We start from the raw sequence: 18672 nt of genomic DNA on the forward strand, positions 1-18672 counted from the left end.
TCCAATCCTACCGTCCAATGTTTTGTATATTGGACGATTTGTAAACTATATTAGCGGAAAATATTAGATAGAGAAGTCTTCTACGTAAACTTTTGCTTTTTTAATCCTCAAATAGACCGTCTCTCCAGGCAAAAGGTTCAAAAGACGGTAGGTTTCCTGTTCGAGTACTGATTCGATGAGAGTTCCCGTGTCGACTCGTTTTAGCTCCACCCGCACATTCCTTCCCGTGGAATGGATGTATTGGATTTCGGCGGCGATCCCTTGGTCGGATTCTCTGACAATTTCCACGTCGTAAGGACGAACATAGGCTACAGCCACCGATTCTTTTACATCTTGGTGTTCTAAACTATCGAGGGCCAAATTTCCAATTTTTGTTTTTCCTTCTTCGATCCTTCCATGAAAGAGATTCACATCTCCAAGGAAATGAAATACAAAAGGAGACTTGGGTTTGTTGTAGACTTCGTCAGGGCTTCCCACTTGTTCAAGTTGGCCATGATTGAGAATGACAACACGGTCACTGACTTCCAATGCCTCTTCTTGGTCATGAGTGACAAAAACACTCGTTATGTGGATTTCGTCATGGAGACGACGTAACCAGTTTCTTAATTCCTTTCTCACTTTGGCATCAAGGGCACCGAAGGGTTCATCCAGTAATAAAAATTTTGGTTCAATGGCAAGGGCACGGGCTAGGGCCACTCGTTGGCGTTGGCCTCCGGACAATTCGTGAGGGTAACGGTTATGGAATTTTTCTAATTGGATGAGGGTGAGGAGTTTCGAAACTTTTTCCTGAATTTCTTTTTTTGAAGGTCGCAGATTTTTTGGTCTCACTTCTAATCCAAAGGCTATGTTTTCCGCAATGGTCATGTGGCGAAAGAGTGCATAATGTTGGAAAACAAATCCCACTTCTCCATTCTGGATTTTGGATGTGGAAAGGTTTTCTCCAACAAACTCCACCTTTCCAGAAGATGGTTCTTCGAGACCCGCGATGATGCGAAGTAAGGTGGTTTTTCCAGATCCAGAAGGTCCAAGTAAGGCTACGAGTTCTCCATCAGGAATGGAGAGGTTAACATCTTTTAGAGCGGTGAACGACCCAAAGGTTTTATTGACATGATTAATTTCAATTGGCATGGTTCTTACTCGCAGTTCGTTTTTCCAAAATCAATTTAAAGATGAGAGTGAGTAGAGAGAGAAACACGAGTAAGGTGGCACAGGAAAAGGCACCCACGGAATCAAACTCATTGTATAACATTTCAATGTGGAGAGGAAGAGTAGTTGTTTTTCCACGGATATGCCCACTTAAGACAGAAACCGCTCCAAACTCACCCATAGCCCTTGCATTACAAAGGATGATCCCGTATAACAAACCCCATTTGATATTGGGGAGAATGACTCGTCTGAGGAGTTGGAAAAAACTAGCACCCAGTAACATTCCTGCTTCCTCTTCTTCTCTTCCTTGGCTTTGCATTAAGGGAACTAGTTCCCGGGCTACAAATGGGAAAGTAATGAATACTGTGGCAAGGATAAGGCCAGGTGTATTGAAAACTATTTTGATTCCATATGTGGAAAGAAATTCTCCAAAGTAACCTTGTCTTCCAAATAATAATAAAAAGATGAGTCCCGAAACCACAGGAGAAACGGCAAAGGGAGAATCGATGATGGTGACCAAAATATTTTTCCCAGGGAATTGAAACCTAGTGATGGTAAAGGCAGCAGTTACACCAAAGATTGTATTGAGTATGACAGAGACAACTGATACTTTAATGGTGAGGCCAATTGCAAAAAGAGCATATTCGCCAGTAATGGATTCGATATACTTTGTATACCCTTCGGAAAATGCTTCGGAAAACACAGTGTATATGGGTAATATGAGAATGATCCCTGCAAAACAATAAGCCAAAAACACTAAGAAAATGGGCAAAATTTTGATTTTCATGATAATTTTTTAGAGGCCCGTTCTTGGAGTAAATTGATTAGAAACATAAAAACAAAAGATGTGAGTAACATTACAAGTGCAATGGAAGTGGCTTTTTCGTATTCGTATTGTTCGAGTTTGGTGACGATAAGAAGGGGGAGAATTTCTGTTTTTCCAGGGATGTTTCCTGAAATAAAAACAACAGACCCGTATTCCCCGATACTTCTTGCAAATGCCATTCCTGTTCCTGCAAGAAGGGAGGGCCAAAGTTCAGGAAGTAAAACTTTATAAAAAGTTTGGAAGGGGGTAGCACCAAGACAACGGGCACTTTCCTCTAATTCCTTTGGTAATTCTTCAATCACAGGTTGGACAGTTCGTACCACAAATGGAAATCCAATAAAAACAAGAGCGATTACAATCCCGATGGGTGTATAGGCAATTTTAATTCCCCACTTGTCAAAAAAAGATCCGATGATTCCATTTTGTGAATAAATAGTCGTGAGAGCAATTCCTGCCACAGCAGTCGGTAAGGTAAACGGTAAGTCGATTAAGGTATCTAGCAATTTTTTAAAAGGAAAGTTGTAACGGACTAAAACCCAAGCAAATAAAAATCCAACAAAGAGATTGATGAGGGCAGAAATAAAACCCACACTGAAACTTAAAAAGAGTGCGGAACGAATTCTTTCATCTGCAAACACTTCTAGAATTCCTGAAACTCCAATCCCAAGAGAATGGAAAAAAAGTCCTAGAAGCGGAATGACGACAACAGCGGACGAATAAAAAACAGTCAGCCCTAAACTGATTCCAAAATGTAATTTTTTATACGGCCGTGTTTCTATAAGCATATTTTACTTAGTTTTGTAGATGGCATCAAAGACACCTGCATCTGCAAAATGTTTTTTCTGTGCAGAATCCCAAGTTTCCCCTAAATCGGATAGGGAAAATAATTTTATATTGGGAAATTCTTTTGCAGAAGCTTTTGATACTGCGGCATCCGTTGGTCTAAAAAAATGTTTTGCGATGATGGATTGTCCTTCTTTGCTATAAAGAAACTCTAAATAAGCTGTAGCTTTTTCCAAATTGCCTTTTTCAGTCGCAGTTTTGGTAACAACAGCCACGGGAGTTTCCGCTTTAATCGATTCAGATGGATATACTACTTCTAAAGTGTTTTTACCTGACCTTTTTTCTTCATCTAAAGATAGTTTGGCTTCATTTTCCCAAGTGATGAGTACATCACCAATCCCTCTTTGGACAAAGGTAGTTGTGGATCCGCGAGCTCCTGTATCAAGAACCGATGTATTTTTGAAAAGTGCCTTGATAAACTCGGTTGCTTTTTCATCCGATTTGTATTTACGTTTGGCAAATCCATAAGCGGCCAAATAATTCCAACGAGCACCACCGCTGGTTTTTGGGTTAGGTGTGATGATCGATATTCCAGGTTTTACGATGTCGTCCCAATCTTTGATTTTTTTTGGATTGGATTTACGTACTAAAAATACGATGGTTGAGTAGTAGGGAACACTATTGTTTGGGAGTTTTTTTTGCCAATTCGCATCAATTAACCCTGATTTGGTGGAGATGCTGTCAATATCGTAGGAAAGCGCAAGACTCACAACATCAGCATCCAGTCCATCAATGACCGCACGTGCTTGTTTCCCGGATCCGCCGTGGGATTGTTGGATGGCAAAATCGTTTCCTTTTTTGTTTTTCCATTCTTTTAAGAAAGCTTTGTTTATTTCCTCATACAATTCTCTTGTGGGGTCAAAGGACACATGGAGGAAAGTGCCTTCACTTGCGAGCGAGGAGAAACTCATCACTCCCAAGAAAATGCACAAAATGGCAGAAATTTTTGATTTTAGGTTCGAAATACGGGGAAACTTTTTCATTTTTGTGCCCTTTTGTTTAATAAATCAGACTCATCCTCCAATTTAGCGGATATTTGTCAAACGAAATTTATTTCGTAAAACTCTCTGATTTGGCCTTTCCGACATAAACCGGAAAAGGAAGAAGATAATTCTCTAAAGGTTATCTGGGGAAGTTCGATCCTTAAGGGAGAAGGCACCCTATGAACGTAAAAGCCCCAAACCAAAACGTAATCCCATTCCCAAAAGTAGAAGGGAAAACTGCGCAGCCTACTGGTTTCGAAAACCATGCAGCGGCCGTGCGGGAAAGTTTTGGGGAAATTTTGGAACGCGAGTTCCAGGTGCACTCCGAAAAAAAACAAACTGGCTCTGAATACAAAACCATTGGGAGAGAGAAAGAAGAATCTTCCTCTGCAGAAGTATCTTCACATGAAGGGACCACAAAACAAGAATTAAATTCTGTATCTGAATCGCAAAATGATAAAACAGTTTCAAAAGAATCTGCTTCTATTGAAGAATCCGAAGAGACTGAGGAAGAAGAAGATTTAGACCGCGATGCTTTGGAATATAGCCTTGGACTTGTTGCTTCACATGCAGATTGGGACCGGACTTTAGTTCCTGCCAACCAATTGAATGAGATGACAGTTAAGGAAAAAACAGTTTTACTTTCCTTACAGAAATCTGCAGAAAAAACCACATCCTATTCTCCTAAAGAGGGAACCGCTTTTATTGATGAAGCAAAAAAACTTGCAATGAGCTTTTTTCAAACAGAAAAAGGATCCAAACCAAACGAACCAAATTCCATTAAATCACAAATTAATTTGGAAAAAGATTCTAATTTAGTTCTCTTTCCTAAAGCGGAAAAAAAATCCTTAGAAAATAAAAAGACAAACGAAAAGTTAGAATCTGTAGGTGTGAAAAAAGAATCCATTCATACCGGTTCCGTTGTTTCTGATTTTGTTTTTGCCAAAGGGAAAGAAGTAAAAGTCGAAGGAAAAGAAATTCTGACGGAACATTCTGTTCGTAAAGTTGACGGAAAAATAAAAACAAACAAACAAACTAAAAACGGATCTGAAACTGGAGAGATTTCCTCCGAACAAGAAAAGTCGAGCCAAACAGTAAACTCAGATAAAATGATTCGTTCTCTTGGTGTCAAAGATAAAGAGTTTCAAAAACAAGATTCGAAAGTACAAACACCTTCTGAAAAACAAAAACAGACAGAGGCTTCGTTTATTCCGAATATTCAAAATTCCTCATCCTCTAAATCGGGAGAAGAGAGTGGCCGCTCTTTTGAAGAGCGCGGTTCCAAACAAGGTTTTCAGTTGAGTTCTTTCGAATCTAAATCAATGCAAAAAGCAGAAGACATTCGTTCTTTAGAAAAACAGACAAAACCTAAAGAAACAAACCTCAAACAAAACATTGATGAACTTATCAAACAAGCTCGGTTTGATATTGTTCAAAATGGTAAGTCAAGTGCCGAAATCATCATGAATCCAAAAGAGTATGGTAGGCTTACCTTGAAAGTCACTGTAGATGGGGATAAAGTGGAAGGCCGAATCCTTGTGGAATCGGAAGAACTTCAGAAGTCTCTTCAAAACGAAATCCAAACTATTAAAGAAAACTTAAAAGAATCTGGTCTCGACTTACAGGCGCTCATCGTTGATTTATGGGATGATGGAAGTGGCCTTACTGATCGGAGAGAACAAAATGAACTCTACCAAACAATGGTGGATGCTGCCAAGTTCCGTAATACCGAAAACAATTTAGGTTTAGATGAATCTTTAGACCTGCTAAATTCTCCTGTTTTTGAAGAAACGAAAGCATATGAGTTTTTTGCATAAATCATTAGGAAATATAGAAAAATAGAGGACCCCATGCCAGACGGAATGCAAGATATATCTACACAAAATTCAGCTAGAACCAAATACTTTGAAGGTGATAGAACCTTTAATATTCGTAAACATTTGAATCAGTTAGAAAAAGAAGAAACTAGTGGGCTTAAAGGAATCGAAATTCGTGAGAAACAAAAGGAACTAGGAAAGGATGATTTTTTAAAACTCCTTCTCACGCAACTTTCTCACCAAGACCCAACAAACCCAGTGCAAGATAAAGACTTTATCGCACAAATGGCGCAGTTTTCATCTCTCGAACAGATGAAAAATATTTCTTCTGGGATTGCCAGAATGGAATCTAAACAAAGTTATTCGGTAGTTGGAAAAATTGTTTCGGGACCAGACTTAGTTACTGGTGAAGATGTGACAGGACTTGCGGGCGCCATCATGTTTGACAATGAAGGGAAAACTTATGTGCGTGTGAATGGAAGAATGCTTGATGTTGCAAAAATCAATTTGATTTCTGATCCATCACTACTCAAAGCAGAACCAGAATTCCAACGTCATACTGAAGTTCCGAATAATACATTAAAAAAACAAGAAGCTTATCAGGATTAATCAAAAATGGTCGATAGAAAAAGAGAGGATATAACGTTATGATGAGATCACTTTACTCCGGAGTTTCCGGATTGAAAAACCACCAAGTAAGAATGGATGTTATTGGTAACAACATCTCCAACGTGAACACACACGGTTTTAAAACGGAGCGAGTTACCTTCCAAGATATGATCTCGCAAGAGTTACAAGGTGCGTCAGAACCAAACGAAAGGATCGGGGGAACAAACCCGAAACAAGTCGGTCTTGGTTCCCTCATCGCTGCTATCGATAAAATTATGACCCAAGGTGCTTTGCAAACTACAGGAAAAAATACTGATGTTGCCGTCTCTGGTGAAGGTTTCTTTGTTGTGAAAGACGGAGACAAACAATTTTATACTCGTGCCGGTGCTTTCAACGTAGATAAAAACGGATTTTATGTAAACCCTGCCAACGGATTAAAAGTACAAGGTTGGAATTCTCGTTTGGATGATAGTGGAAATAAATACATCAACTCCGCCGGATCTTTGGAAGACATCATGATTCCTCTTTACTCCAAAGAACCTGCTCGTGCGACTCAAAACGTAGACTTTCAATCCAACCTTAATGCAAGTGTTGCGGCAGTTCCCTCTGATGCAACAGAAGAAGACATCCAACGTTATATCAATGATCCAGATCCTCGTCAAAGAAGAGGCCATGTAACATCCATTAATGTATATGATGAACTCGGAAACACTCGCCAAATGGGTGTTGAGTTTTACAAAATGAGAGAGAACGTATGGAAAATGCGTTTCAAATTGGAAGACGCAAGCCAAGTTTCTGTGGATGTCAGCGGAACAGGTGGAGAAAACACACAAGTTTCTGGAAACCAAGAGCTCGAAGTATCCTTTACTCCCGATGGAAAAATCATTTCAGTTTCTGACGGAGTTGACTCGCAAACCACAGGAAAACTCAAAGCAGATATTTCTTTTCGCATTCCCGGAAACCCAACGGCACAAAAATTCAGTTTGAATTTGGGAGAAGCAGGTCTTGTGGGTGGAATCACTCAGTTCTCTTCTGATTTTACAACCAAGGCTGTGAAACAAGACGGATACCCAATGGGATATATGGAATCTTTTTCCATCGATAATACAGGAACTGTGACGGGAGTATTTTCCAATGGAGTGCGCCAACCACTCGCAAGGATCGCTCTTGCCAACTTTACAAACCCTGCCGGTCTCAATAAAGAAGGGGATACAATGTATAGTTACTCTCTGAACTCTGGGGATGCAAACATTGGGGAAGCAGGAAGCCAAGGTCGCGGAAAAATCAATGCGGGACTCCTTGAGATGTCAAACGTGGACCTTTCTGACCAGTTTACGGATATGATCGTAACCCAAAGGGGATTCCAAGCCAACTCCCGAACCATTGTGACATCTGACCAGATGATCCAGGAAGTTCTAGGTCTCAAACGATAAGAATGGATTCCTAACGGGGGAAACCCCGTTTTTTCCTTGAGTTCTGCAAAATTCTAAGAAAAATAGGTCAAACTAAACTTTTTAGAATTTGCTTAACTTGTCCCGCTTTCAAAAAAATACCCTTCTCACCTTTATCCTTCTGGCATTTATCGCCTATGCTCCGTTATACTATTCAATTCGCAATGCGATCAAAAAAGAGACTCTACCTATAACTTACGATTCCCCTGAAACAGTTTCCTTTTTTAGTTTAGGTGACTGGGAGATTATTGGAAAAGAATCAGATTCCAAAACCACAAGGATTCTTTCTGAACTCATTGACTTTGAATTTCAAAAAGTTACGAGAGCCGTTTATCTTGGAAAAGACAATTCACTCTCTGACGCTAAAAAACGAAGATCAAATTTTGTTTTATTTGGGGCATTTGAGTGGAAAGAAAACGGGATCGAATTCACTCCTCGTTTAAGTTCAGTGGAACAAAAATCCACATATTCTGGTAAACCTTTTTTAGTTCCCTATGAAGAACGAGGGAAACTAGTTTCTGTTATTTATAAATCGCTCTCTCATCTTTTGGATGAAACCATTCGATTGCATCGTTTGATCAAACATAGCCCCGAATGGAAATTTCCTTCCGAAGAGGAGTTCCATTCTGAGTCTGAATTTGTTAGGTTATCGGAGTATGATCCTAACTTTACGTTGGAAGAAAAAAACTCTCTATTCAAATCTCTGGAGTTTCCTTCTGAGTATTTACAATTTATCAAAATTAAGTTAAGTTTAGAAAAAAAAACCGAGGATTCATTCAAAGAAATTTGGCGAAATGTGGGAGGAAATTCTACTTTATCCGCCTACACAAAGTTCTATGTAGCAAAGAATATTGCCGAGTTCTATTTCGCAAAAAAAGAATTCGGCAAAACCATTGAATATGCGGCCGCTGCCAGAAAAGAAAGAGAACTTCTGAAATCGGTTTTCCATAGTGATTATGCTGATATCCTTTCTTTAATTGGAAAGTCTTTAGTATTGGATGGAAAAAAGGAAGAGGCAGTTTATTACTTAACTTCTGCAAGAAAACTGTATGAAACCTTGGGTCTACTATCTGATCCTATCTCAGTAGAAAATTCTTATTTTTACGGGCTTTTGCTGTATGACCTTTCGCAAGCAGAACTTGGTTCCTATGAACTTTCCTCCATTCGAGACAAATTTAGGGGAATCGATTCCCTCTATTTGGATTTTAATTTGGCAAAGGTATATTATGATTTGGGTCGTTATGAAGCAGCCTTGTCTTTGTTACAAAACCAAAGAAAAATCATAATGAATGAAGGTTTTGCCAATCACGATATTTCTTTGTATTCTTATAATCTATATGCGGCATCACTTTATAAATCGGGAAAGTGGAGTGTTGCAAAATCAGTATGGGAATCTCTTGTTACTGCTAAATCCATCTATGGAATTGAAGAAAAACCTTACCATAGATATGCTCTATATAACCTTGCTGTTCTTTCTAAACTTCGAAACAATCTGGAACAAACCGAATCGTATTACAAACAATACGTTAGGTTATCGCCATATGGACAAATTGTGGAATTACCTTCCACGGACCGTTTTGAAATTGGCAAGACCATTTATCCTCATACTTGGGAACCTATCAGTCCTAATTCTTTTACGGAGTTAGAAGAAAGAACCATCAGGTCGTATACAGGTCGTTATTTGTTTAATGGCCAAGATGAAGAAATTCGTGCAAGAACCTATGAAAATAGATTGGAAGACACTAATTTGTTTTTGGATGATTTGTTAAATGCAAATGCATTTCTTTCGAAACCAATGTCAACGTTACGCAAAACTTTGTTTGGTGACTTAAATCGATTTGAAAAAGGAAATCAAATTGTATTTTTTGATATTGGTCCTGCTTTAAACCATCCAGAGTATCCAGGTGTCACTTCTCTTGCGGTAGCTAAACATTTTTCGGGAATGGAAGTTGTATTATGGGAGTTACCTGGGGAAGTAGATTTGTTTTTAAAGAAAGTAAAACCTGAATTAAAAGACAGGCTTTATGCTTTTCCAAACATTCGGATTCTTTCTGCGGATGGGGTGGGTGAGTTTAAAACTGTTTATTCAGATCCCAACAATTGGATTTTAAGAAACCGCCCTATACCGAATTTAAAAGGGAAAACCATAATCATTCGTGCAGCTAACTCCATTGATATCTATGAGCCATATACAAAAATCCTACCCCATTTCCAAAATATCGGAAAAGAACTAAAACACAATCCTATCCTTTATTTTTTCAACCGAAGTATTTTATTAAAACCAGCTGGGAAAGAAAAATTTATCCTAATTGGAAACCAATCCATCAGAGGGTTTCATCATAACTTTCAAAGTTTAGATCGTAACGGCGAACCTCCTTATTCCATACTTCCGTTTACTGTTTGTGAGGAGGTAAACTTATGAATTTATTTGAAACAGAATTTCTATTTTGTATATTATCTGGTTTCTTTTTATTTCATTCGATCTTAAGAATCTCTGATGAATGGAAACGCAGAGAATTAATTTTTCATTGGACCACAATCACAGGGTTTGGATTTTTTATAACGGAATCTCTTTTAAAATGGGGGATCCATTCTGACATTTGGAACACGGATTCTATTTTTGGTTATATCACGAGAAGTAATTTATTACTTTTTTTATCTTATGTAGCCTTAGAAGAGAGGGTGTTTACTTTAAAACCAATACAGAGGTTTTTTGTATCTGTGTTTTTATACCTTTTTTGGGTGGGTGTTCTTTTTGGGATTCAATTTTTCCAAACCATAATCCTTGTCCAAGATAATACTTTCATTTTACCGTTTTCGATTGCCCTGGGAGCTTTTATTTGGTCCAGGGAAATGTTTTGGCGTTTTGAAAAAGACGGTAATTCTGAGTTAGGTGGGGATTCGGTTCAGTTAGTTTATTTGAGTTTTTTGCCAGCAGCGTTTTTAATTTTGTCACCTTGGAAGTTTGAAGTCAGTTTTTACACAAAAGTAGCAAACATATTTTTATATGGAATCGCATCTCATATTGGATTTCAATTGGTTTCAAAATTTAAAAAAGAATCGGTAACAGCGGAATCGGAAATCGGAATTTGGATTGGTGCCATAACTTTCTCTTCCTGTTTAGGAACAGATGTTCTAATCGTTTTACCTTTAGCCTTCCTTTCTGGAATTTTTGGTAGGTTGCTTTATGCATATCTGTCCTCTTTATCTTGGTCAGAACCTAGCCTACGGGGAGTGATTTCATTCCTCTTTCCATCGTTTTTGGGAATTTTCCTTCCATTTTTACTGACAGAACCTAAGGACTGGGTCCACTCACCCTATGTATTGTTAGGGGTTCAAACATTGTATTTTTTGAGTTTTTATTTGGCCGGCGCCTTTAGTTTTGGGATTATCCTCTTAAGCAAACAAAAGTAAGTTTCATTTGTAAAAAAACAATCGACAGTCGATTTTTTCATGTCGATAGTATGCCTGTGACTAAATCTTCGGATTCGCAATTCATCATCACGGACGACCCTTTTTTTGAAGGCAAAATTGCCGATTATTCCAAAAAAATCAAAGCTAAGGTTTTAACCTTAGCCGAGTTAGATCAAATCGAATCTGATTCGCAAGGCAGAATAGCTAAAGTATTGTTTTATATCTCTCGGTATGAATTGGAATCCAAACACAAAGAAATCCACCAATTCTTAAAAGATCATCCCACCATCATGTCGAACTTCATAGTTCGAGCTCCCATTGATTATACCGGATACATTGCTTTGGACATCGAAGAAGATTTATTTTTTACAAATGTGCCTGATGATGCCCCTCTAGTTTTTTTGGTTAAGGCATTTGTCAATGCGTTCACAAGCCTTCAGATGGTTGTGGATAAATTTGAACTTCAAAAACGAATTAATGTTTCTACAAATGAAATTTCCAAACTTACAAAGATTGGAATTAGCCTTGCCAATGAAAAAGATTTTACGAAATTACTTCGCGATATTTTAAATTCTGCCCGTGAAATTTCCAATTCAGATTCTGGATCTTTGTATTTGGTGGAAAAGGATGAAAGGGGAAATCCAAGAAACCTTAGATTTAAAATTTCTGCTCTTGATTTGAATTCTGATGAATTTATTTTGCCAATCAACAAAAAGAGTATTGCAGGTTACGTAGCGTTTACTGGAAAACAACTGAATATTCCTAACGTGTACGAATTGTCCGGAAAAGAAGAGTATAAGTTTAACAGTGATTTTGATAAGATGAGTAATTATTATTCAAAATCGATGTTAGTTGTTCCAATGAAGGACCACCATGATGAAGTTGTAGGTGTCATCCAACTCATCAATCGAAAGAAAAATTTTCAAACCAAACTCACTTTAGAGGAAATGAAATCCAATTCCATTTTAGATTACGATAAGTATTCGGAAGAATTGGTGATGGCAGTGGCAGGTCAAGCGGCTGTGGCCATCCAGAATAACAATTTGGTTCATGACATAGAAACTTTGTTTGAAGGATTTGTAACTGCTAGTGTTTCTGCGATTGAATCGAGGGATCCAACAACATCAGGTCATTCGTTTCGTGTGGCACAGTATACGGTAGGTTTAGCAGAGTCAGTTAATGCTATCCAAACGGGAAGATTTAAAGATATCCATTTTAATGAATCACAAGTAAAAGAAATTCGGTATGCTTCCCTCTTACATGATTTTGGAAAAGTAGGAGTTCGAGAAAAGGTTCTAGTTAAAGCAAAAAAACTAGAAGATTACGAATTGGATTTAATTCGATGGCGTTTCCAATTTATATTAAAGGATGTGGAAGCAAAACTTTCACAAAAGAAAATCGAATATCTTAAAAAACATGGTAATAGTGGTTATGCGGAGTTTGAAAAGTCGATCCAACTCGAATATATTTTAGAAAAAGAAAAATTAGAAGAGATGGTTCGAGTGATTTCGGATTCCAACGAACCTTCTATTTTAGAAGAAGGAAATTCCAACTTTTTAGAAGAGATTTCCAAAATGAGTTACCATACAACAGACGGGAACCAACTGAACCTACTGATGCCAAAAGAATTTGGATTTTTATCCATTCGTCGTGGTTCCTTAGATTTTGAAGAACGTCGAGAAATCGAATCTCATGTGGAACATACATTTCAGTTTCTTTCCAAAATTCCTTGGACAAGAGAATTAAAAATGGTTCCAGCCATTGCCCACGGACATCACGAAAAATTGAATGGTTCTGGTTACCCGCGAGGTCTTTCTGCAGTGGAGATCCCTGTACAAGCGAAAATGATGGCCATTGCTGATATCTTTGATGCGCTCACCGATCAGGATCGTCCTTACAAAAAGGCAGTCCCCTTGGAACGAGCTTTTGATATTTTAAAAATGGAAGTCCGGGACCAACACATTGATGGGGACCTATTGGATATTTTTATTGGCAGCAAGGCTTACGAAAAAATTTCCCATAAACGATGAAATAAACGCGAAAAAAACTTCGTATTTTTGGCCTCCTTTTCCCTCCTGTTTGTCTAATCGGTGAGGGTAAAAATGAACTATAATTTGTCTGGTAGAACCGTAATCATCACGGGAATTACGGATTCGTCTTCGCTTGCTTTAGTGATCGCCAAAGAATGCAAACAACTAGGTGCCAATTTGATTTGCACAGGTCTTGGAAAAACAGAGTTCCATAAAAATCTTTCGGAAGCTGGCCTTTCCTTTTTAGAACGTACATACTCAGATTTCACTAAAACCGTCAAGAGCGAGTTAGGTGATGATGCAATTACTTATCCATTAGATGTGACCATTCAGGCAAACATAGATGCTTTTGCCGATTTTTTACAATCGAATAAAATCAAAATCCATTCCTTTTTACATTCAATTGCTATGGATAAAACCATTCGCCAAGGAAAAGTAAAACCTATTATGACAATCTCCCGTGAAGAGTTTATGGATGCTATGAATGTATCTGCCTTTTCCCTTCTTGCACTGACCCAAAGTTTGTACCAAAGAAATTTGTTAGTAGAAGGTGGATCCATTGTTGCTTTGAGTTATTTAGGTGCCGAAAAGGTTGTTTCCCATCCATACAAAAACATTGGTGTAGCTAAATCGGCATTAGAGCGGTTGGTAAAAGAAATGGCTATGGAATTAGGAAAGGAAAAACAAATTCAAGTGAATGCCATTCGATTTTCTCCTTACCGAGCAAGTAAGGCTGGTTCGGCGATTGATGGATTAGAACAAGCGGAGAACAGTTGTGAAGAACTGTCTCCTTTGGGAAATGCTAAAGCAAAGGACTTAGCTGAAGAAGTAGCTTATTTATTCCGACCAGGGAACCGGATCACTGGTGAAATACGTCATGTGGATGGCGGTTATCACATTCGCGGGTAAATTCATGAAAAGAGTTGCCTAACCAAACTTTCGAAATGGTTTCCTCTCTCTTCAAAATTTTTATACAAATCAAAACTTGCTCCTGCCGGTGAAAAAATCACCGACAAGGAGTTGGACTCATTTCCAGTTTTACGAACCACTGAGGAATCGAATGTATTTGTTTTAAGATGCGAATCGATTTTATTTTTTAGATTTTCAAGGAGAGAGGAAAGATTTGGAAAATAATAAGCGGCTAACCCTGTTTTTTCAAACTCTGGTTTCCAAACGTCCACAGCCTTTCCATAAACCCAGATCGGGCATTCCAATTCTTTCCATCTTTTTAAAAATAGTTCGATAGGTTCTTGTTTGGGAATTCCTCCTAAAATCAAAAACAATCCATCTCCTTTTTTAAATCCAGAAATTCCTGAAAGCATGGAGTGAAGGTTTGTGGATTTTGAATCATTAATAAACTGAATCGATTTATATTGGTTTTGAAACCCAGAATTCTCTATCTTTTGGAACCTATGTGGCAGGCCCATAAAAGATTCGAAACTGGTTTGGATTTCTTCCTTTTTCATTCCCATCGATTCACTGAGTGCAATGGCAAAACATAAATTCATTAAGTTGTGTTTTCCCTTCAGTGGAAATTTAGAAACATCATAAGTATTATTTGGAGTGTGCACAAGATTTGGTTCCAAACTCGCAAAATATTTTTGGTTTTCACCTATTAGATGTAAGTTGCTATTTTTTTGATTCAAAGTTGGGAAAAACTGAAAAAAGTTTGGGTTCACAAATAATCTATGGTTTGGGTTTTCCAAATTTTGGATTTTCCATTTTGCTTTTGCGTAGGACTCCATTGTTTTATGTCGTTCCAAATGATCAGAAGCCAAATTTAAAATGGCGGAAGACGTTATATGTAAGTTAGGTGAGTCGTCTAGTTGGTAACTAGAAAGTTCCAATACAACTAAATCAAGTGGTTCTAAACAAAAAGAAGTAAAGGGAACCCCGATATTTCCTCCCATCTTGGAATTGGGAAATTTTGATTTTAAAATATGATAGGTGAGGGCAGTGGTGGTTGATTTTCCATCAGTGCCTGTGATTCCAATGATAGGACCTTTGTAAAAAACTCTACCCAAACCAATTTCACTTAAAACGGGAATTTGTCTTTCTTTAGCTTCTTCCAAGATGGGATGGTTCGGTAGGATGCCTGGACTTTTGATGATACAGTCAACCTCTCTTAAAATCTCCTGTGGGTGATTGTCTGACAAAACTTCCTCATACAAAGTGGAGTTGGCTTTCTCTGGAAACTTGTCGGCTAATATACAGATTTTTCCTAAGGAAGTAAGTAATTTGGCAGAGGAGTCCCCAGAGGATCCTCCACCTAAAATCAGGAATTTTTTGAATTTGTCTAGGTCAGAAGCCTGTGGAATGGATTGTGAAAACATTGATTGACACTCCGCTAAAATACGATGATTTTGTAAAATCATATCAGGTTGGGTAAATCGGTGCTGAAACACGAAGTGAAAGACGGAAAACTAGTCGTTTATCTGGAAGGTCGATTGGACGTTTCTGTGGCAAATGAAGTGGAAGAGGGCCTAATGGACCTCATCGATAATGCTGGGCATAGAAAAGTCCTTCTGAATATGAAAGACGTTGAATATATGTCTAGCTCAGGTTTCCGAGCTTGTATTTCTACTCTCAGAAAACTTAATTCCAAAGAGGGTGCTTTAAAAATTTCTAATATCAAACCTGCGGTCAAACGGATCTTTGATGTGATTGAACTTACTTCTCTTTTTGATATCTACGATTCAGAAGACGCTGCGTTAAAAGCGTTTTAAGCGGGGTTCTTGAATCCAGTTTTACATAAAATTGTCGAGACCAAACAGGAAGAGATTCTCTTAGCGAAAGGGAAATCTCTTCCACCTCGAAAGATCCCCATTCGACCATGGGAATCAAATCTCAAAACGAATTCCATTTCTGTTATTGCCGAATGCAAAAAAGGAAGTCCTAGCTCTGGAATTCTTCGTCCTGACTACGACCCAGTAAAAATTGCCTCCATCTACGAATCCTCTGGTGCAGGGGCGATCTCAGTTCTCACGGACTCTCAGTATTTTTTTGGATCCTTATCTGACTTAACCTCGGTTTCTGAGTCAGTTTCCATTCCTGTCATTCGAAAAGACTTTATCATTGATCCAATCCAAATCGACGAAGCTTATGCATACGGTGCTTCGGCCATTTTACTCATCGTACGAATTCTTTCGCCAAAAGAATTATCGTCTTTACATAGTTTTGCGAAAGGTTTAGGGCTTTCTGTTCTTGTGGAAACACACAACAGGGAAGAGGTAAAAATTGCACTTGATTCTGGAGCCACAACCATCGGAATCAATACCCGCGATCTTGACACCTTTGAAATTCATAAAAACTTAATCGAAGAGATAGCTCCTGAATTAGATGATTCTATCATCCGAGTAGCAGAATCTGGAATTGAAAGTTATTCCGATTGGCAAAAATATAAGGGAATCGTCGACTCTATGTTAGTTGGAACATATTTTATGAAAAGTAAGGACATTGCAAAAGATTTCCGCGCCCTCTTGTCAGGAAACTAATCTAAGGGTTTTTATTACATTCTAAGCCGCTTTCAGTTTCGAAAAATCAGTTCTAATTAGGGTAACCCGTATGGGTTTGGGAAATCTAAAGATATTTTCGCTTTTCTCCTATTGTCCATTCCATTAATCTATCCTTCATGAACTGGAAACAATTCCTAAAGGGATTCGTTTTGTTTCTATTGTATATAGGGACTGCAAAATTTGGAATGGAATTCTTTTCCTTCCAACCTGTGAACCTTGCGGTTCTTTGGATTCCTTCTGGAATTGGGCTCATTGGATGTTTGTTTTTTGGGTATCGATTTCTTCCTGTGATTTGGATTGCAAGTTTTCTTGCTAATAAAGACGGGCTTATTCAAAGCCAACATGGTTTGGATCAATTTAACTTGTATATGAGTATCAGTCTGACTGCAGGCATTGATACTTTACAGTCCACTTTAGCTTATACTTTCTGGATTCAAAAAATTCGCAAAAGTTTAAACTCGGCAAAAGATAATTTCTATTTTGTTACTTATGTTTGTTTTCTTTCCAGTCTGATATCCATCTTATGCCTTGGGGGAATTTTATATTCTTTTGGTTATTTTTATCAGTTAAATTTTTCCGATATTGTCCGGACATTAATTGTAATTACCTTTGGAGATACGATCGGAATTTTTATCACAGTTCCATTTTTTATGGCCTGGAGGAAGTTTCGGTTTGAAGATTTATCGATTAAACTCATCCTCTGGGCTTCCACTTTTATTTTTTTCCAAATCATTATTGTTTATCACTTTCCTTATCTCTTCTTTTTATCCTTTTTGATTTTGATTTTTTTGGGTTACCGGTTCCAAATTAGAGGGGTTACCTTAGGAGTATTTTTATTATATCTTTCTAGTATTCTTATGACCAGGCTCGGGGTCGGTCCGTTTGTATATCCGGGAGAATTTGATTCTTATATTTATTTAATTTCGTTTCTGATCCCATTTTCTATATTGTCTGAGTTCATTACTTTACAATACCAAAGGCTGATTACCTATCGTTTTGAGTTAGAAAAAAAGGTTTTTGATCGAACTAAATTGCTCAGAAAACAAGTTTTTGAAAAGAATAAAGCAATCGAAGCCTTACATACTTCGGAAAAATTACTTAGTGAGTCTAACCGTACTAAAGATATATTCTTTTCCATCATTGCTCATGATTTAAGAAATCCTTTAGGTGCTTTCAAACAGCTTACTGAACTTTTATATTCAGACTTCGATTCGTATTCAGATTCGGAAAAAAGAGAAACCATCTACGACATTCAAAACTCGGCATCGATGTTATACGGACTTCTTGAGCAACTTTTGGATTGGGCAAGGACTCAGACAGGAACCATGCCATTTCGGCCAAAACAAGTTAATCTTATTCATATTGTTTCAAAAATTACAGAACAAGTAGAGTCGACCATAAAGAAAAAGAATATTCATTTGGTAAAAGACATTCCTTCTGAATTGGCTTATGTTTATGCTGATTCAGAAATGATCCAAGCCGTTCTCCGAAATTTAATTACAAACTCGATAAAGTTTACAGGTGAGAATGGGGAAATTAAGATCTCCGTAAAACAAGACGAAGATGGAATTAGGGTAGAATGCCAAGACAATGGAATTGGAATGGATCGTTTTGATTTAGAAAAATTATTTCGTGTGGATGCACAATTAACAAGGATCGGACTGGAAGGTGAAAAAGGAACTGGGCTTGGTCTTATTCTTTGTAGTGAGTTTATCAAGTTACATGGTGGTGAAATCTGGGCCACTAGCGAAAAAGGAAAAGGGACAACCGTAAGTTTTCGATTGCCAGAAAAATCTTAGGAACCTCTTTAATCCAATCAATTCATTTCAATTCATTTCATTCGTTTTGATAATCATCAGAACCTTTCCTTTCTTTCGTAGGTGTGGTTTTATTTGAAACCATAGCCTTTTTGGTTTATGTCATCTAACGATTATGAGTTGGTATTGTTTTGTAATTACGACAAAAAGTTGATGCCGAGGGGAGGTCACTTAGAGGGTAAGATCACCGATTTTTCATTGATAAAAAAAGAGTAAAAAGT

The 18672-nt window shown here is 37.8% G+C and carries 15 protein-coding genes; 10 read left to right on the forward strand and 5 right to left on the reverse strand.

Annotated features, from left to right (window positions below; genetic code table 11):
- Positions 1-63: 63 nt before the first annotated feature.
- The 4 genes from EHR07_RS01945 to EHR07_RS01960 are packed head-to-tail and all read right to left on the reverse strand — an operon-like array spanning position 64 to position 3798.
- Entirely contained in the window at positions 64-1128 is a 1065-nt protein-coding gene (locus tag EHR07_RS01945; RefSeq protein ID WP_135743521.1) for a sulfate/molybdate ABC transporter ATP-binding protein, read from the reverse strand.
- Complete coding sequence (gene cysW / locus EHR07_RS01950; RefSeq protein WP_135743522.1) at positions 1118-1933, reverse strand: sulfate ABC transporter permease subunit CysW; 816 nt, start codon at positions 1931-1933, stop codon at positions 1118-1120. The genes EHR07_RS01945 and cysW overlap by 11 nt, the downstream gene beginning before the upstream one ends.
- On the reverse strand, positions 1930-2757 hold the full coding sequence (gene cysT, locus EHR07_RS01955; protein WP_135743523.1) for a sulfate ABC transporter permease subunit CysT: 828 nt from the start codon (positions 2755-2757) through the stop codon (positions 1930-1932). The genes cysW and cysT overlap by 4 nt, the downstream gene beginning before the upstream one ends.
- A gap of 3 nt (positions 2758-2760) precedes the next feature.
- Positions 2761-3798, reverse strand: coding sequence for a sulfate ABC transporter substrate-binding protein (locus EHR07_RS01960; protein ID WP_135743524.1), 1038 nt, complete (start codon positions 3796-3798; stop codon positions 2761-2763).
- 179 nt (positions 3799-3977) lie between these two features.
- Between EHR07_RS01960 and EHR07_RS01965 the strand changes: the two genes are divergently transcribed.
- From EHR07_RS01965 to EHR07_RS01995, 7 genes are all read left to right on the forward strand, one after another.
- The gene (locus tag EHR07_RS01965) at positions 3978-5615 is read left to right on the forward strand and encodes a flagellar hook-length control protein FliK (protein ID WP_135743525.1); all 1638 of its coding nucleotides are present in this window, start codon (positions 3978-3980) and stop codon (positions 5613-5615) included.
- A 33-nt stretch (positions 5616-5648) separates the two neighbouring features.
- Positions 5649-6224, forward strand: a complete 576-nt coding sequence (locus EHR07_RS01970) for a flagellar hook capping FlgD N-terminal domain-containing protein (RefSeq protein WP_135743526.1) — start codon at positions 5649-5651, stop codon at positions 6222-6224.
- 38 nt (positions 6225-6262) lie between these two features.
- A complete protein-coding gene (gene flgE, locus EHR07_RS01975; protein WP_135743527.1) occupies positions 6263-7657 on the forward strand; it encodes a flagellar hook protein FlgE in 1395 nt (464 codons plus the stop codon).
- A 97-nt stretch (positions 7658-7754) separates the two neighbouring features.
- Positions 7755-10097, forward strand: coding sequence for a tetratricopeptide repeat protein (locus tag EHR07_RS01980; RefSeq protein ID WP_208739666.1), 2343 nt, complete (start codon positions 7755-7757; stop codon positions 10095-10097).
- Complete coding sequence (locus EHR07_RS01985; protein WP_135743529.1) at positions 10094-11089, forward strand: hypothetical protein; 996 nt, start codon at positions 10094-10096, stop codon at positions 11087-11089. The genes EHR07_RS01980 and EHR07_RS01985 overlap by 4 nt, the downstream gene beginning before the upstream one ends.
- Before the next feature lie 50 nt (positions 11090-11139).
- The gene (locus EHR07_RS01990) at positions 11140-13119 is read left to right on the forward strand and encodes an HD domain-containing phosphohydrolase (protein ID WP_135743530.1); all 1980 of its coding nucleotides are present in this window, start codon (positions 11140-11142) and stop codon (positions 13117-13119) included.
- A 72-nt stretch (positions 13120-13191) separates the two neighbouring features.
- Positions 13192-14028, forward strand: a complete 837-nt coding sequence (locus tag EHR07_RS01995; protein ID WP_135743531.1) for an enoyl-ACP reductase FabI — start codon at positions 13192-13194, stop codon at positions 14026-14028.
- 2 nt (positions 14029-14030) lie between these two features.
- On the opposite strand, the gene murD is transcribed toward EHR07_RS01995, so the two are convergent.
- A complete protein-coding gene (gene murD / locus EHR07_RS02000) occupies positions 14031-15452 on the reverse strand; it encodes a UDP-N-acetylmuramoyl-L-alanine--D-glutamate ligase (protein ID WP_135743532.1) in 1422 nt (473 codons plus the stop codon).
- 60 nt (positions 15453-15512) lie between these two features.
- Between murD and EHR07_RS02005 the strand changes: the two genes are divergently transcribed.
- The 3 genes from EHR07_RS02005 (at position 15513) to EHR07_RS02015 (ending at position 18433) form a co-directional block, all read left to right on the forward strand.
- Positions 15513-15845, forward strand: coding sequence for an STAS domain-containing protein (locus EHR07_RS02005; RefSeq protein WP_135743533.1), 333 nt, complete (start codon positions 15513-15515; stop codon positions 15843-15845).
- Between the two features lie 9 nt (positions 15846-15854).
- On the forward strand, positions 15855-16613 hold the full coding sequence (locus EHR07_RS02010) for a beta/alpha barrel domain-containing protein (RefSeq protein ID WP_135743534.1): 759 nt from the start codon (positions 15855-15857) through the stop codon (positions 16611-16613).
- 137 nt (positions 16614-16750) lie between these two features.
- Positions 16751-18433: a sensor histidine kinase gene (locus EHR07_RS02015; RefSeq protein WP_135743535.1), complete on the forward strand. Its 1683-nt coding sequence runs from the start codon at positions 16751-16753 to the stop codon at positions 18431-18433.
- Positions 18434-18672 lie beyond the last annotated feature (239 nt).

Source organism: Leptospira bandrabouensis, from assembly GCF_004770905.1.
GTDB lineage: Bacteria > Spirochaetota > Leptospiria > Leptospirales > Leptospiraceae > Leptospira_A > Leptospira_A bandrabouensis.